Below are 13,893 nucleotides of genomic sequence, written 5' to 3'. Positions count from 1 at the left end.
GACGAAATAATCAGCAAAGCTCGGCGTGGTGAATTTATCTGTCATGAGGATGACTCCTTGGAGTGGGATAATCATCAATATACCATATATATCATATAGTTACAAGCTATTTCAGGGTAAATTACCGTGCAAAGGTCTTAAAATAGGACATCCGGTGTAAGCCTGGGGTAAATATCCGGAAATACGGCTGGACCATTTTAGCACCACGGATGTTAGCCCATAGGAATCTACTTGAAATATAAAGGATATATATTATTACATTTTGCCATAATGGAAATGCTTGCAAAACCCCGGCTTTAAATTTTATAATAGACACTCAAGCTATGAAATTTGAAGAAGGACTTAAAAAACTCGAAGGCATAGTAAAAACGCTTGATGAGGGTAATATCTCCCTTGATGAGGCGCTGAATCTTTTTAAAGAAGGGCTTTCTTTAACGAAAGATCTCTCGAAAAGACTTGATGAAATTGAAAAGAAGGTTGAAATTCTCATAAGAAAAGAAGACGGCTCAACAGAAAAGAAGTCATTCCTCCAGGAAGAAATATAAATGGACCTGGGAACATTCCTTCACGATAAAAGGATTATTGTAGATAATGTCTTAAAAGACATCTTTTCATCCTTGCAGACAACACCGGGCATGCTCAGAGATGCCATGGAATACTCACTATTCTCCAGCGGAAAAAGGCTCAGGCCTGTACTCGCCATAGCCGTGTGTGAAGCTAACGGCAAAGCAAGCGATGATCTTCTCCCTATTGCCTGTGCTATTGAAATGATACATACATATTCCCTTATTCACGACGACCTGCCAAGCATTGACAACGATGATATAAGACGCGGTAAACCCACCTGTCATAAAGTATTCGGCGATGCGATAGCCGTTCTTGCAGGTGATGGGCTCCTGACTGAGGCTTTCAGGATTATGACCGACAGCCATTTTACATACAGAATTGGCCCAAAGATATTGAAACAGATTATTTTTGAAATTGCTTCGGCGGCCGGTGCCAATGGTATGGTTGGCGGCCAGGTCATGGACGTGCTTTATGATGGAAAAGAAGGGACAAAAAACATCCTTAATTTTATTCATATGCATAAAACTACAGCCCTTATCAGAGCCTCTGTGCGAATAGGCGCAATAACAGGGGGAGCAAAGGTTAAAGAATTAAAAAAATTTACTAAATATGCCGAATCCATAGGTCTTGCCTTTCAGATTACTGATGATCTATTAGACGCAGAAGGCGATGAAGAGGTTGTCGGGAAAAGACTGAAAAAGGACTCCGGCAAGCAAACCTATATAAAACATTATGGCATCGTGGCGTCTAAAATAAGGGTGGAGCAACTTATTGAAGAGGCCATAGAATCTGTTGAATTCCTGGGAGAAAATTCAAAAATACTCTCGGATCTTGCAAGGTATATCTGCAACAGGGTTGCTTGATGTTTCTCGAAAAAATTAATTACCCTGAAGATCTCAAAAAATTAACCATTCCTGAGCTTACACGACTTTCAGAGGAGATACGTAAACTCATCATAGATACTGTTTCGCAAACAGGTGGGCATCTTTCTTCCAGCCTCGGCGTTGTTGAGCTTACCATCGCCCTACATTATGTGTTTAATACACCTGAAGACAAGATTATCTGGGATGTGGGACACCAGTGTTATGCACATAAAATCCTCACAGGCAGGAGAGATAAATTTGAAACACTAAGGCAGGATGATGGATTGTGCGGATTTCCAAGTAAGCAGGAAAGTGCATATGACGTTTTTAATACAGGCCATGCAAGTAATTCCATTTCCATTGCTGTCGGTCTTGCAGAGGCAAGAAAAAAATTTAAACAGTCATACAAGATTATTACAGTAATAGGTGACGGTTCTTTGGCAGGCGGTATGTCTTTTGAAGCATTAAACCATGCCGGGGATTTAAAAAGCGATATCATTGTAATCCTTAACGACAATGAAATGTCAATATCTAAGAATATCGGCGCCTTATCGTCTTACCTGAATAGGATTATGACCGGCGAGTTTGTAAGCAACACCAGGGAAGAGCTTAAAAAAATGCTGAAAAATATACCGGCTTTCGGTGACAGGGTATATAAGGCAGCAATGCACCTCGAAGAGGCGGTAAAAGGATTTGTAACACCTGGTATGCTTTTTGAGGAACTCGGGTTTCAGTATTTCGGGCCCGTTGATGGCCATAACCTGACCCATCTCATAGAAAATTTAAAAAACATCAAAAAGCTTAAAGGCCCAATACTCATCCACACAGTTACAAAAAAAGGTAAAGGCTACACACATGCAGAGGATGATCCTGCAAAGTTCCATGGTGTCTCAACCTTTGAGATAGATACGGGCGCCTCTACGGCTGCCGGTTCCCAGACCTATACGGATATTTTCGGCGACACCATTACAGAACTTGCTAAAAAGGATGACAAAATTGTGGCCATTACAGCAGCAATGGGACTTGGTACGGGTCTTGATAAATTTTCGAAGCTTTTTCCTGAGAGATTTTACGATATTGGTATAGCCGAGCAGCACGGTGTTACATTTGCAGCCGCACTTGCATTGGGAGGGCTTAAACCGTTTGTGGCAATATATTCAACGTTTCTCCAGCGGGCATACGACCAGATTATAATGGATGTTTGTCTCCAGGAACTTCCTGTCATATTTGCCGTTGACAGAAGCGGTATTGTCGGACAGGACGGTCCAACCCATCATGGGGCGTTTGATATTACATATTTCAGACATATTCCTGGTATTGTAGTCATGAGCCCGAAGGATGGTAATGAATTGCGGCAAATGCTCTATTCTGCATATCTGTATAATAAACCTGTAGCTATCCGGTATTCAAGAGGCGTGGCACATGGTACCAAAATCCAAAATACCTTCCAAGAGATTCCCATCGGTACATGGGAAAAATTAAAAGAAGGCAGCGATATTGCACTCATTGCCTGCGGAAACCTTGTATACCCTTCTTTGACTGCTGCGCAAGAATTAGAAGAAGAAGGCATCCACTGCACTGTCATAAACGGACGTTTCATAAAACCTATAGACAGGGAAATGCTGATTGAAACAGCAAAACATGCAAAAAGTATATTAACTGTCGAAGAAAATGTTGTAATGGGAGGATTCGGCAGCAGCATAATGGAGGTGCTCTCCGAAGAAGGTATAGTTGTGCCCTTGAAAATACTGGGCATACCTGACATGTTTGTGCCCCATGGGATGCAAAAAACTTTGAGAGGAAAGATAGGCCTTGATGTTGAAGGCATTAAGAAGGTAATACGTCATTGGTTAAAGAAAGGGTAGACGTGCTCCTTGCAAAAAAAGGGCTTGCCCCGTCACGGGAAAAGGCAAAAATTCTTATCATGGCAGGAGAGGTATATGCCGGGAATGAACTTATAACGAGACCGGATAGAAAAATTGGTGATGACATCTTCATAGAGGTCAAAAAAAATCCCATACCTTTCGTCAGCTACGGCGGCATAAAGCTCGAGAAAGCAATTGAAGCATTCTCTATAGATGTAAAAGAAAAAAAAGCAATTGATATAGGTTCATCAACCGGCGGATTTACAGATTGCCTGTTGCAGCACGGTGCATCGATTGTTTACGCTATTGATGCAGGAACACACCAACTGCATGAACACTTAAGGACACACAAAAAAGTCGTAGTAAAAGAAAATTTCAATGCCAGGTATCTCACATTTGAAGATGTCGGTGAACAGGTAGATATTATCACAATCGATGTCTCATTCATTTCGTTAAAAATAATCCTGCCGGTGACAATCCCCCTTTTGAAAAATAACGGTCATATTGTCTCACTTGTAAAACCGCAATTTGAGGTTGGAAGGTTTGAAGTAGGTAAGGGCGGCATTGTAAAAGATGTCGAAAAGATAAATAAGGCAATAGAAGATATAAAGTCATGCGGCAGAGAACTTGGCTTAAAACCTGTAAAAGAAATAGAAGCGCCACGTGGAAAAGAAAGAAAAAACCGGGAGTATTTTATATTATGGGAATTATAAGTACTCCCAAACCAGTTAATTTTTTTACGAGTATAATATTCAATGATAATCAATACGTAGAAAAAGTGGAAAGAGACATTCAGGAAACAATCGGAAGCATACTTGAAAAAACGGCTCCTATGCCCTTCAAGTATACACATTACTATGAAAAGGAAATGGGAAGCAACCTTTCACGTGTTTTTCTACTTTTCAAACCGCTTTTACTAAGGGAACTTCTATCTGGAATAAAATTAAAAACAAACAGTATAGAAGACTCACTCTCGTCGGACGGGAAAAGAGTTGTAAATATTGACCCGGGGTATATCTCTCTTGAAAATATTGTACTTGCTACAACAAAAGGGTACGCCCACAGGATTTACCTTGGTTTCGGAGTATTTGCAGATTTGACACTCATATACCGGGACAATACATATAAATCTCTCGAATGGACTTACCCTGACTATGGAAGCGAAGAGATTATTGCCGTATTCAACCGGTGGAGGAGCCTCTTAAAGGAGCGGACAAGGATGGGTAAAGATGGGCGCAAAAATGTGTAATGTAACCACAATCACACATACAGTCCACGATAAAAACACCGCTTCCTGCTGTAAAACATATACTGTGAATTATTCTAATAAAAAAGGACATTAAAATGATTAAAAGCATGACAGGTTTTTCAAAAATAGAAACGGAATTCAAGGAAGGAAGGCTGAACTGTGAGGCGCGGGCGCTTAACAACAGGTATCTTGAAATAGGCCTGAGACTTCCCAAGATAGACTATGCCGGTGAACAAAAATTACGTGAAATTGTAAAGCGCTATGTAAAACGCGGCAAGGTAGATATCACGGTAAAATGGGAAAGGTCAAACGGGGAATTCAATACTCTTAAGGTAAATGAAAATGCCGTAAGACAATACCTTGAAGTGCTGAGCTCGTTGAAGAAAAATTTCGGCCTAAAGGGCCAGTTAACGATTGAAAGCATTCTGGGATTCAGAGATATCATTACATACGAGGAAAACAATAACATTTCAGAAAACATTCTTACAAATCCCTTTGAAAATCTTTTGAAAAAACTTGATGAGGAGAGGGTTAGAGAAGGAAAGATAATACAGAAAGATCTAATGGGCAGGCTGAAAAAGATTACACAAAATCTCAAAGAAATAGAAAAAAGATGGCCCCTTATTATCAAAGCACATGAAAATAAATTGAAAGAGAGAATTAAGGAAATTATAAAAACAGCCTCAATAGATGAAGTAAGGGTTTTGCAGGAACTGGCAATCTATATGGAACGTCTCGATATTTCAGAAGAGATCGTAAGGCTGAAGGGACACATTGAAAACTTTAATAATACGCTAAAGTCTGATGATGCTATCGGAAGAAAACTTGATTTTATTGTTCAGGAAATGGTGAGGGAGACAAATACTATTGGAAGTAAATCAAATGATTTATATATAAATGAAAGGGTTGTCCAAATAAAGGTAGAGATAGAAAAGATGAGGGAACAGGCACAGAATGTGGAATGACAAAGACGTAAGCAGTACAGAAGACAAGGAACAAAAAGACAAAATAAAAGGTCAGCTATTTGTCATTTCCGGACCTTCCGGGGTAGGGAAAAGCACACTCATTGAAAGATTCCTGAATAAAAACAGAAATGCTGTTTTTTCTGTCTCCTATACGACACGCGGAGCAAGAAAAGGCGAAGTCAACGGAAAGAATTACTATTTTATTGATGAAAAAACCTTTAAGGAGATGGCGGAAAACGGGAGTTTCCTCGAATGGGAAAATGTTCACGGTTATTTTTATGGCACACCAAAAAAAGAAGTTCTGGAGATCCTGGAAACAGGAAAGGATATTTTACTCGATATTGATGTAAAGGGCGCGTTAAACGTAAAAAAACAGTATCCGGATGCCTGCCTTGTGTTTATTGAACCGCCTTCAAAAGATGAATTGATAAAGAGGCTCTCTTTCAGAAAAGAGCAGGAGATTGAAATACGCATGAAAAGGGTGCAGGAAGAGATTGATAAAAAATACCTTTTCGAGTATACTATCATTAATGATAATCTTGAGAAAGCATATACAACGTTCAAACATATTATTGAAACCGTAAAGGGGAAGAAAAATGGCAAGGATAACCGTTGAAGACTGCATGGAAAAGGTTGAAAACCGCTTCGAGCTTGTACATCTGGCTGCCAAAAGGGCAAAACAACTGGCTAAAGGCTCAAAACCCCTTGTAACATCAAGTAATAGAGAGATTGTAACAGCACTGAGGGAAATTGCAGATAATTTTGTATATTTCGGGAAAAAAGAGCTGCAGGATAATAAAGATGTTCCTTACCAGTTATCTAACTTTGCACCGTAGGATAATCCCATTTCCATTTAGTCTTTGATTAATCCTGAACATAAAACGATATTTCTGAAAAATATTTAGAATATCGAGTTTCAACAACCTATTATAGTTTCTAAAAACACGATTCAACGTATAAATAACGACCTGCATCCTTTTATAACATTACACCTCAAAGCAATTGAACATCTTTGACAAAGAAAGTAAAAAAGGTTGTCTTATATTACTCTTTCTTAATAGCGTCTAAGGACCTACACAGGTTCTTTTTTCATAATACATGAACCATTAAAAACAGTACCGCTTTCAATGACAATATTTGGTGTTGTAATATTACCGTTATGGACTGCAGTGCTTTTCAGAATAACCTGCTCGCCGGCAGTAACATCTCCCTGGATTTCACCGTGGGAAATGAGGTTTTTTGTAGTGATTGTAGCTGTGACCTTTGCAGTAGCCCCGGCAATTAATAATCCATCCGATATAATCTCTCCTTCAAGAACACCTTTTATCATGAGAGAGCTTTTGAACTTTATTGTACCTTTAATTTCCAAATCATCAGCAAGTATAGTGGTAATACTTCCTTCATCGGTATTGGATGTATCTGTCATCTTTTAGCTCCTTTTGTTTAAAATTTATGAGATAAGTTTACGTTAATGCTGTAACCCACATCTTCACTATTATCCCGGTGGTATCCGGTTCACTTAATACTAAAAAATTGGGTAGTAAAAAAACTTTTTTCATTCTCTGAGAGCCCTGAAATCTTATGTACATTAACTTACATCCTCAGAACATCTGTGAGATTCTAAACAAACAAATGCCCTGTTAAACAGGATTAATGTCCCTGGCCTTCATCATACAGGAACCGTTAAAAACAGAACCATTCTCAATCACAATATTACGTGTTGTTACATTGCCGTTATGGACTGCAGTGCTTTTCAGAATAACCTGTTCGCTGGCGGTAACATCACCCTGGATTTCACCATAGGATATGAGATTTTTTGTAGTAATTGTAGCTGTAACTTTTGCTGTTGACCCAATAATCAATAGCCCCTCCGATATGATCTCTCCTTCGAGAACACCTTTTATCATGAGAGAGCTTTTGAACTTTATTGTACCTTTAATTTCCAAATCATCAGCAAGTATAGTGGTAACGTCTTTTTCAACTACTTCAGAAACATTGGAAGTTGTATTTGTCATGTTTGCCTCCTTGGTTTGTTAAAATTATTAAGAATTTCAATCATTATATAACACCTACCTTAGCTTTTGTTTAAAAACATAACTAAAGTTTTAGAATCATAAAATTCAAAACAGTTCAGTCTTCGGCAGCTTCGGTGTAGAATATCCATCTTCTGAAGACCAGCCTGTCTCTGTTTTTGGTTCCTCTGTTTTTTGTTCCTCTGTTTTTGGTTCCTCTGCTTCTCTCGTTATTTCTTCTTCTAATATTGTTTCTTCGTTAACTATAGTCTCAGTAGAAACAATATCCGGTGCCTGAACAACAGGCTCTTCCTTCTTCATAATACAAGATCCGTTAAAGATAGAACCGCTCTCTATTACAATATTTGGCGTCGTAATATTGCCATTATGGGCTGAAGTGTTTTTCAATATAACTCTATCACTGGCAGTAACATCCCCTTTAATTTCGCCGTGAGAGATGAGATTCTTTGTGGTAATCTTAGCTGTAACTTTTGCAGTTGGTCCTACAATCAACAACCCCTCCGATATGATCTCTCCTTCAAGGACGCCTTTTATCATGAGAGAATTTTTGAATTTCATGGTACCCTGAATTTCCAAATCATCGGCAATTATTGTTGTGACCTTTTCTTCACTCTCACCTGAGTCCTTGGGAGCAATGTTTATCATTTCTTCCTCCTTTTCAGCCGTTTTTTTTTGCAGTCTAAACCGGTTTTAAACAAAAATCTATATATCCTGACAAATGGCAGACTTAAATTTATCATAAAACCTCACGATGGCATTATTTCCCATATTTTGTGCTGCTAAAGCATGTAAGAATATTTTTCAATTTATAATAGCTTTTTAAGTTTTTGCTCAAAGTATAAAACATCCTTATTGTCTAAGTTTGTGGCTTTTTTCATATAAGAATGACCGTCAAAAATAGCACCTTCAGACATTATAAGTCTTGTTGTGCTAATATCCCCTTCTATAATACCTTCGGACTTGATTTCTACAACCTCGTTTGACTTTATATTTCCTTCCAGCCTTCCGTCTATCAATACGCCTCTTGAGATAACATTGCCTTTGACAAACCCCTTTTTACCTACTATTAGCCAGTCAGCATCGATATCCCCTGAAACATCGCCATCTATCCTGATAACACCCTTGGTAACAATATCACCTTTAATGGTGGACTCAGGCCCGATAATCACCTCAAGCGATGGTGCTTTTTTTCTGAACATCATCATGTCATATCCTTTAAAAATGAAGCAGGGTTGACAGGCTTCCCATTTTTCCAGACCTCATAATGTAGGTGCGGGCCCGTAGTGGCACCTGTGGAGCCTGAAATTCCAATTGCTTCTCCTCGTTTTATTTTTTGCCCAATCTTGACATAATTTTTGCTGTTGTGGGCATAAACGGTGGTAAAACCATTTCCATGTTCGAGCACTACTATGTAACCGCTGTCGTTGTGCCAGCTTGAAAAACTGACTATACCGTCGGCAGTTGCTTTTATCTGTGTGCCAATAGATGCACCGATATCCATTCCGGAATGAAATATTTCTATTCCGGAAATTGGATGTTCCCTAAGGCCAAACGCTGAATTTACTGTTCCCTTAATCGGCCACCCCTTTGGGGTTGTTTGATAAATATTTTTCTGTTCCTCGATGTACTTTTTTACTTCTGAAACAGATTGGATGGTCTCATCAACCTGTTTTTTTAACAGCTCAATATCAAGAGCACCGGTATTTGTAAAATCTGCTTTTTCAAGGATGACTTTTTTTGATTTAAAGGAAAGAAGCTTTGAGAACTCTTCGTTCGCCTTTTTTAAAGAAAACATGACAGTTTTAAGTTCACTGAACTGGGAGGAGATATTGAGATATTTTTGTTTCATCCCATAATATTCTATGGTGTTTATCCCTATAGATATTAAATAACCGGCACCGATAAAACAAAGGATAAAGCAAGATAACAAACCTATTGCAGACACCCTGATTTTTAAGGGCCTAAACTTTGAGTGGGGAATCACCATAATTGTTATACAGGTAAAACTCTTTCTCAAAAAAAGCTTTATTTTATTCATAAAATCCGTTTTACTTTTTGATCATTTTTTAAAAATATTTTTCTTAGTATCATATAACGTATATAATGTAAAGTTTTTTATCTTATTATCTCTTTTAAACTCATATTTTCCATCAGGATAAGTAATAAAGCAGAAGCAATTAATGATATTTACATGTACACCTGTTTGTGCTAATAAATTAAACCTGACTTTCACACGGTGCAGATGACTATTGCCCCTGGGTTGTGGCTAAGGCTATCTATATAAACATCTTTTCATGGAGATATAGTTATCCATAGTCAATTGATAATAGTGCACATTTTTAAAGGAAAAGACAAAGTAAAAAACTAATATGAACGATAAGTACAGCGTAAAGGTTCTTGAAAAAACTGTTACAATATTAAATCTATACAGTGACAGGGAAAATGCATTTACACTTACCGAGATAAAAAGAATGACCGGTTTTCCCAAAACAACAGTATTCAGAATTCTTAAGACCTTTGAGAATGCCGGTTTTTTTAAATATGATCTTGCAAACGAAAAATACAGTTTGGGCTTAAAATTTCTTGAATTGGGCGGTATTGTATATGAATCCCTGTCTATAAGGAAGGCTGCAGCCCCTCATATGGACGCTCTCGCACAGAACCTTAAGGCTATTATTCTTCTCGGTGTTATAAAAAACGACCAGCTTTTATATATCGACAAAAATGAGTCAAACAGTATTATACGGGTCAGTTCCCGTACAGGTCTCAAGAGACCCCCTTACTTCGGAATGCTCGGTATGACACTGGTTGCATATATGGATGAGGATGAAAGAAAACGGCTTCTGAAACAGTATCCTCCAACTAAAATAACAGAATTCACTGTAACGGATATAGATGAAATTATGCGCAAACTGGATGAAACAAGAAGGCTCGGATATTATATTGAAAAGGATGAGATTGTCGAGGGATTGCTGGGTATCGGAGTACCGATCAGGGATTATTACGGAAATGTTGTTGCCGCACTTGGAGCAACTCAACCGGCATTCCAGATAAAAGAAGGTGCCATTGAAGACATTATACAAGAACTGCTAAAGGCATCAAGGCTTATATCAAAAGAACTTGGCCATGTTGAGTAGAATAAGGCTTAAACAAGAAAACAGGATAAGTGATCAATGAACATAATAGATAAATGGCACAGAGTAAATCATTTAACATTTATAGTCTTCATTACATTTTTTGTCTGTACCCTGATGGGCCCGGCAATTGCACAGGAAAAACCTGCTGCGGAGAAATCATCCACAAAAAATTCTTTAAAAACATCAAAATTCATTATAAAAGCAAAGTCAAAAGGCGATTTCATAGGCACTGTTACTAAGGTAAATGTGGCTAGTAAAACCATTACCGTGAGAAACAAGGGGATAATAGTAACTTTCGATGTCATCAATCCGGTCTTTAAGGGCTACAAGAGCCTTGAACAAATACGGGTTGGCGATAAAATTGCAATATCCTACACAGGCGACGGTGCAAGAATAACAAAAGGTACAGACATTGCATTACGTCAAGAAACAATAAGGCCGCAGCCTGAACCTGTTAAACAAAAATATAAACCGGCCGGAACCAATAAAGGCCGACCCGTTAGAGTAATTGAAAGGACAAACAGCTTACATTTCAGGGATGTGGATAACAACAGCGACGGCAGGATCACCCCGGTTGAGCTAAGCGCTGTTGTTCCTAATTTAACTGTGGAAGATTTCAAAAAATACGACAGGAACGGCGACGGATATCTCAACGAATCAGAGTATAATGCGATCAATAGATCTGTATCTCGCGCTCACAGCCGGTAATTGATTTAAACGGGCTTGCTGCTTGTTTGTAAGCGGCACCGCTCCGGCATTATTAATCTCGCCGGTGGTCTGTTGATCCCCATCGGCAATCCTGTCCCCATTCCTCCTGCAATCTGGCTCTTAAGTACCGGTCTGGCTGGTCTTGTGAGCATCAGACGTAAACTCATCCGGTAACAAAGTAAGACCAACTTATTAATCAACAGGCGGGGAAAACATTCCCCGCCTGTTCTGTTTTGTAAAACCATAAATGCATCGGATCAGGGATAATGCTGTTGACAAAGGCGCCATACGTGTAATAACATGAGAATATAAAACAAAACTTTACGTGCCTTATCTTAACTACGGCATGATTATGTGATGGAGGTTTATCGTATGAAAATGAAACGGGTGTATGTCTGTACCATTTTATCTGTATTATTACTAATGTCATTTATTACCCTAATGGGCTGCAGTAAAGACAAACCAGGTTTTTCCACAGAATACCAGGCTGTTTTTATGAACAACGGCCAGGTCTTCTTCGGTAAGATTGAAAACGCAGGCGGAGATTATCCTCTCATCAGGGATGTTTTTTATATCGGACGTCAGGCATCTCCCGACGGCAAAGAGGTTAAGAGTATTCTCATGAAACGTGGCAGCGAATGGCATGGCCCCGACTATATGTACATCAACAAGCAGCAAATAGCAATTATCGAGCCTGTATCGCCCACTTCACGGGTGGCACAACTCATCAAAGAAGCAAAGAGCATGATACCTCAAGCGACAAAACCATAAACCGGCAAAAAGTCTTATTGCAGCAGGAAAAATAGGGATCATCCCGTGCAAAGAACATAGAAACAGACGTATTCACCCGCGCTACGAGAAATTACAAAGGTTATATCTTTTCAGTGCCTCGATATGAGCAAAGGAAAGTTAAGTGCCATGTACAAGTCAACCTCGGAAGACATGGGGTCGGAAAATATTTCTTGCGGCGTACCGGCATGAGCAACCCTGCCCTGAGCATAAAGCACAATTTTATCAGCTATAGAATAAGCTTCAAGCATATCATGACTTACAAGTACAATAGGAACATTAAAGCGGTATTTAATATCTCTCAACAGATCCCTCATCTCTATACGCAATGCATTGTCAAGGGCCGAAAAGGGTTCGTCTAAAAGAAGCACCTCCGGTCTTCCGATGAGTGCCCGTGCAAGGGTTACCCGTTGTTTTTCTCCGCCGGATATCTGCCCTGGATATTTGTCTTCAAGTCCTTCGAGATAGAGAAGCTTGAACATTTCATCTATTTTTTTGTTTCTTTCCATTTTATTGCCATTTTTCAAACCATATCCGATGTTTTCACGGGCTGTCATATTGGGGAAAAGCACGCGGTCCTGAAAGACATATCCCACTGACCGCCTTTGCGGTGGTAGATTTACCTTTAAATAATCATCAAAAAGCACCTTTTCGCCAAAGCAAACACGGCCTTCATCGGGATTGGCAAGACCGGCTATTAATTGCAGCGTCATTGACTTGCCTGATCCGGAGTGACCGAAAAGCACAAGAATCTCGTTATCCATATGCCATTCTACATCGAGTGAAAAACCTGTTACCTGTTTTTTCAGTCTTATTTCAAGCCCCATTAAAACATCCTCTTACTGAATTTGTTTGCTATATAAAGAAACAAGCCCGAAAGAGCGGTAAAAAAGATTACAATAATATTTGCCTTAGACCATTCCCCGCTGTTAGCCAGCGCATATATGGTTATGGGCATTGTATTCGTTTTTCCGGGTATATTGCCTGCAACCATCAGAGTTGCGCCGAATTCGCCAAGAGCTCGCGCAAATGACAGGACTATACCGGCTATAACCCCTTTTTTCGAAATTGGCAGTATTACTTTTAAGGCTGTCATGAGTTCCGAGTGGCCAAGTGTATATGATGCATGGATAAGGTTCTTATCGATCGATTCAAAAGCAGCACGTGTTATTTTTATCATCAGGGGAAGTGATACGACAAACGATGCAAGCGCTGCAGCATACCAGGTGAACATAATGCTCCATCCTGTAAAGTGATAAATATAGCTCCCGATGAAACCGTTTCTCCCGAAAAGGATGATAAGATAGTAACCGGTGACAGTAGGAGGCAAAACCATCGGCAAAGTAAAGAGCATGTCCAAAAACTCCTTTCCTTTGAAGTCCTTTCTTGCAAGCAGATAGGCAATACATATACCGACAATAGCAACAAAAACCGTAGATATCATGGCAACCTGGAAGGAGAGCCTTAACGAAAATAATATTGAGTTATCCATAAATCATTTACCTGAAGTATGTTTTTTGCTTTACTACAGTGTAACAATAAAATGGTTTCACCATTTGCGATATATAAGAATGATTGTGACCGCTCCCCAAAATTATTGCCTTTTAATATGATAGACATTGAATCATCTTAACACAGGGCTATATGCAGGTCAATATAACGAATGTGAAGTTTAATTAAGTTTAATTCGGCCGTCTGCCTGGTACAGACGGCCATA

General features: G+C 39.1%; 18 protein-coding genes. 11 read left to right on the top strand and 7 right to left on the bottom strand.

From position 1 onward, the window contains the following. The first annotated feature begins 323 nt into the window (after nucleotides 1-323). The 8 genes from xseB to rpoZ all read left to right on the top strand — a co-directional run bounded on the left by xseB (nucleotide 324) and on the right by rpoZ (nucleotide 6,345). Nucleotides 324-545 (top strand): exodeoxyribonuclease VII small subunit, encoded by a 222-nt coding sequence (xseB, locus tag NT010_14875; GenBank protein MCX5807323.1) that lies wholly within the window; start codon nucleotides 324-326, stop codon nucleotides 543-545. Beyond that, nucleotides 546-1,430: a polyprenyl synthetase family protein gene (locus NT010_14870; GenBank protein ID MCX5807322.1), complete on the top strand. Its 885-nt coding sequence runs from the start codon at nucleotides 546-548 to the stop codon at nucleotides 1,428-1,430. Then, nucleotides 1,430-3,295, top strand: coding sequence for a 1-deoxy-D-xylulose-5-phosphate synthase (gene dxs / locus NT010_14865; protein ID MCX5807321.1), 1,866 nt, complete (start codon nucleotides 1,430-1,432; stop codon nucleotides 3,293-3,295). Before NT010_14870 ends, dxs begins: the two co-directional genes overlap by 1 nt. Then, nucleotides 3,277-4,008: a TlyA family RNA methyltransferase gene (locus NT010_14860; GenBank protein MCX5807320.1), complete on the top strand. Its 732-nt coding sequence runs from the start codon at nucleotides 3,277-3,279 to the stop codon at nucleotides 4,006-4,008. Before dxs ends, NT010_14860 begins: the two co-directional genes overlap by 19 nt. Beyond that, nucleotides 3,996-4,544, top strand: coding sequence for a DUF4416 family protein (locus NT010_14855; protein MCX5807319.1), 549 nt, complete (start codon nucleotides 3,996-3,998; stop codon nucleotides 4,542-4,544). The genes NT010_14860 and NT010_14855 overlap by 13 nt, the downstream gene beginning before the upstream one ends. 95 nt (nucleotides 4,545-4,639) lie before the next feature. Further along, nucleotides 4,640-5,509 carry a YicC family protein gene (locus tag NT010_14850; GenBank protein ID MCX5807318.1) on the top strand — a complete coding sequence of 290 codons (870 nt, stop codon included), beginning with the start codon at nucleotides 4,640-4,642 and terminating at the stop codon, nucleotides 5,507-5,509. Next, complete coding sequence (gene gmk / locus NT010_14845) at nucleotides 5,499-6,125, top strand: guanylate kinase (GenBank protein ID MCX5807317.1); 627 nt, start codon at nucleotides 5,499-5,501, stop codon at nucleotides 6,123-6,125. The genes NT010_14850 and gmk overlap by 11 nt, the downstream gene beginning before the upstream one ends. Continuing rightward, entirely contained in the window at nucleotides 6,106-6,345 is a 240-nt protein-coding gene (rpoZ, locus tag NT010_14840; protein MCX5807316.1) for a DNA-directed RNA polymerase subunit omega, read from the top strand. Before gmk ends, rpoZ begins: the two co-directional genes overlap by 20 nt. A 236-nt stretch (nucleotides 6,346-6,581) precedes the next feature. Here rpoZ and NT010_14835 read toward each other — a convergent pair whose 3' ends face one another. The 5 genes from NT010_14835 to NT010_14815 form a co-directional block, all read right to left on the bottom strand. Further along, a complete protein-coding gene (locus NT010_14835) occupies nucleotides 6,582-6,935 on the bottom strand; it encodes a polymer-forming cytoskeletal protein (GenBank protein MCX5807315.1) in 354 nt (117 codons plus the stop codon). A gap of 214 nt (nucleotides 6,936-7,149) precedes the next feature. Then, entirely contained in the window at nucleotides 7,150-7,524 is a 375-nt protein-coding gene (locus NT010_14830) for a polymer-forming cytoskeletal protein (GenBank protein MCX5807314.1), read from the bottom strand. Nucleotides 7,525-7,629: 105 nt separating this feature from the next. Then, nucleotides 7,630-8,187, bottom strand: a complete 558-nt coding sequence (locus NT010_14825; GenBank protein MCX5807313.1) for a polymer-forming cytoskeletal protein — start codon at nucleotides 8,185-8,187, stop codon at nucleotides 7,630-7,632. Between the two features lie 161 nt (nucleotides 8,188-8,348). Beyond that, on the bottom strand, nucleotides 8,349-8,747 hold the full coding sequence (locus NT010_14820; protein ID MCX5807312.1) for a polymer-forming cytoskeletal protein: 399 nt from the start codon (nucleotides 8,745-8,747) through the stop codon (nucleotides 8,349-8,351). After that, a complete protein-coding gene (locus NT010_14815; GenBank protein ID MCX5807311.1) occupies nucleotides 8,744-9,580 on the bottom strand; it encodes a M23 family metallopeptidase in 837 nt (278 codons plus the stop codon). Before NT010_14815 ends, NT010_14820 begins: the two co-directional genes overlap by 4 nt. Nucleotides 9,581-9,911: 331 nt before the next feature. Here NT010_14815 and NT010_14810 point away from each other — a divergent pair, with 331 nt between their 5' ends. The 3 genes from NT010_14810 (at nucleotide 9,912) to NT010_14800 (ending at nucleotide 12,158) form a co-directional block, all read left to right on the top strand. Further along, nucleotides 9,912-10,679 carry an IclR family transcriptional regulator gene (locus tag NT010_14810; protein ID MCX5807310.1) on the top strand — a complete coding sequence of 256 codons (768 nt, stop codon included), beginning with the start codon at nucleotides 9,912-9,914 and terminating at the stop codon, nucleotides 10,677-10,679. Nucleotides 10,680-10,715: 36 nt separating this feature from the next. After that, entirely contained in the window at nucleotides 10,716-11,387 is a 672-nt protein-coding gene (locus NT010_14805) for an EF-hand domain-containing protein (GenBank protein ID MCX5807309.1), read from the top strand. Between the two features lie 372 nt (nucleotides 11,388-11,759). Further along, a complete protein-coding gene (locus NT010_14800) occupies nucleotides 11,760-12,158 on the top strand; it encodes a hypothetical protein (GenBank protein ID MCX5807308.1) in 399 nt (132 codons plus the stop codon). 110 nt (nucleotides 12,159-12,268) lie between these two features. Here NT010_14800 and NT010_14795 read toward each other — a convergent pair whose 3' ends face one another. Beyond that, complete coding sequence (locus NT010_14795; protein ID MCX5807307.1) at nucleotides 12,269-13,003, bottom strand: ATP-binding cassette domain-containing protein; 735 nt, start codon at nucleotides 13,001-13,003, stop codon at nucleotides 12,269-12,271. Beyond that, complete coding sequence (modB, locus tag NT010_14790; GenBank protein ID MCX5807306.1) at nucleotides 13,003-13,668, bottom strand: molybdate ABC transporter permease subunit; 666 nt, start codon at nucleotides 13,666-13,668, stop codon at nucleotides 13,003-13,005. Before modB ends, NT010_14795 begins: the two co-directional genes overlap by 1 nt. Between the last annotated feature and the right edge of the window lie 225 nt (nucleotides 13,669-13,893).

It is taken from the genome of Pseudomonadota bacterium, assembly GCA_026388275.1.
GTDB lineage: Bacteria > Desulfobacterota > Syntrophorhabdia > Syntrophorhabdales > Syntrophorhabdaceae > JAPLKB01.
The sequence above is the reverse complement of the archived record's forward strand: the minus strand, read 5'-3'. Positions and strand labels throughout refer to the sequence as shown.

Excerpts from the sequence above, each read along its gene's own strand:
- xseB (MCX5807323.1), top strand. The coding sequence starts at position 324 with ATGAAATTTGAAGAAGGACTTAAAAAACTCGAAGGCATAGTAAAAACG.
- NT010_14870 (MCX5807322.1), top strand. The coding sequence starts at position 546 with ATGGACCTGGGAACATTCCTTCACGATAAAAGGATTATTGTAGATAAT.
- dxs (MCX5807321.1), top strand. The coding sequence starts at position 1,430 with ATGTTTCTCGAAAAAATTAATTACCCTGAAGATCTCAAAAAATTAACC.
- NT010_14855 (MCX5807319.1), top strand. The coding sequence starts at position 3,996 with ATGGGAATTATAAGTACTCCCAAACCAGTTAATTTTTTTACGAGTATA.
- NT010_14850 (MCX5807318.1), top strand. The coding sequence starts at position 4,640 with ATGATTAAAAGCATGACAGGTTTTTCAAAAATAGAAACGGAATTCAAG.
- gmk (MCX5807317.1), top strand. The coding sequence starts at position 5,499 with ATGTGGAATGACAAAGACGTAAGCAGTACAGAAGACAAGGAACAAAAA.
- rpoZ (MCX5807316.1), top strand. The coding sequence starts at position 6,106 with ATGGCAAGGATAACCGTTGAAGACTGCATGGAAAAGGTTGAAAACCGC.
- NT010_14835 (MCX5807315.1), bottom strand. The coding sequence starts at position 6,935 with ATGACAGATACATCCAATACCGATGAAGGAAGTATTACCACTATACTT.
- NT010_14830 (MCX5807314.1), bottom strand. The coding sequence starts at position 7,524 with ATGACAAATACAACTTCCAATGTTTCTGAAGTAGTTGAAAAAGACGTT.
- NT010_14825 (MCX5807313.1), bottom strand. The coding sequence starts at position 8,187 with ATGATAAACATTGCTCCCAAGGACTCAGGTGAGAGTGAAGAAAAGGTC.
- NT010_14820 (MCX5807312.1), bottom strand. The coding sequence starts at position 8,747 with ATGATGATGTTCAGAAAAAAAGCACCATCGCTTGAGGTGATTATCGGG.
- NT010_14815 (MCX5807311.1), bottom strand. The coding sequence starts at position 9,580 with ATGAATAAAATAAAGCTTTTTTTGAGAAAGAGTTTTACCTGTATAACA.
- NT010_14810 (MCX5807310.1), top strand. The coding sequence starts at position 9,912 with ATGAACGATAAGTACAGCGTAAAGGTTCTTGAAAAAACTGTTACAATA.
- NT010_14805 (MCX5807309.1), top strand. The coding sequence starts at position 10,716 with ATGAACATAATAGATAAATGGCACAGAGTAAATCATTTAACATTTATA.
- NT010_14800 (MCX5807308.1), top strand. The coding sequence starts at position 11,760 with ATGAAAATGAAACGGGTGTATGTCTGTACCATTTTATCTGTATTATTA.
- NT010_14795 (MCX5807307.1), bottom strand. The coding sequence starts at position 13,003 with ATGGGGCTTGAAATAAGACTGAAAAAACAGGTAACAGGTTTTTCACTC.
- modB (MCX5807306.1), bottom strand. The coding sequence starts at position 13,668 with ATGGATAACTCAATATTATTTTCGTTAAGGCTCTCCTTCCAGGTTGCC.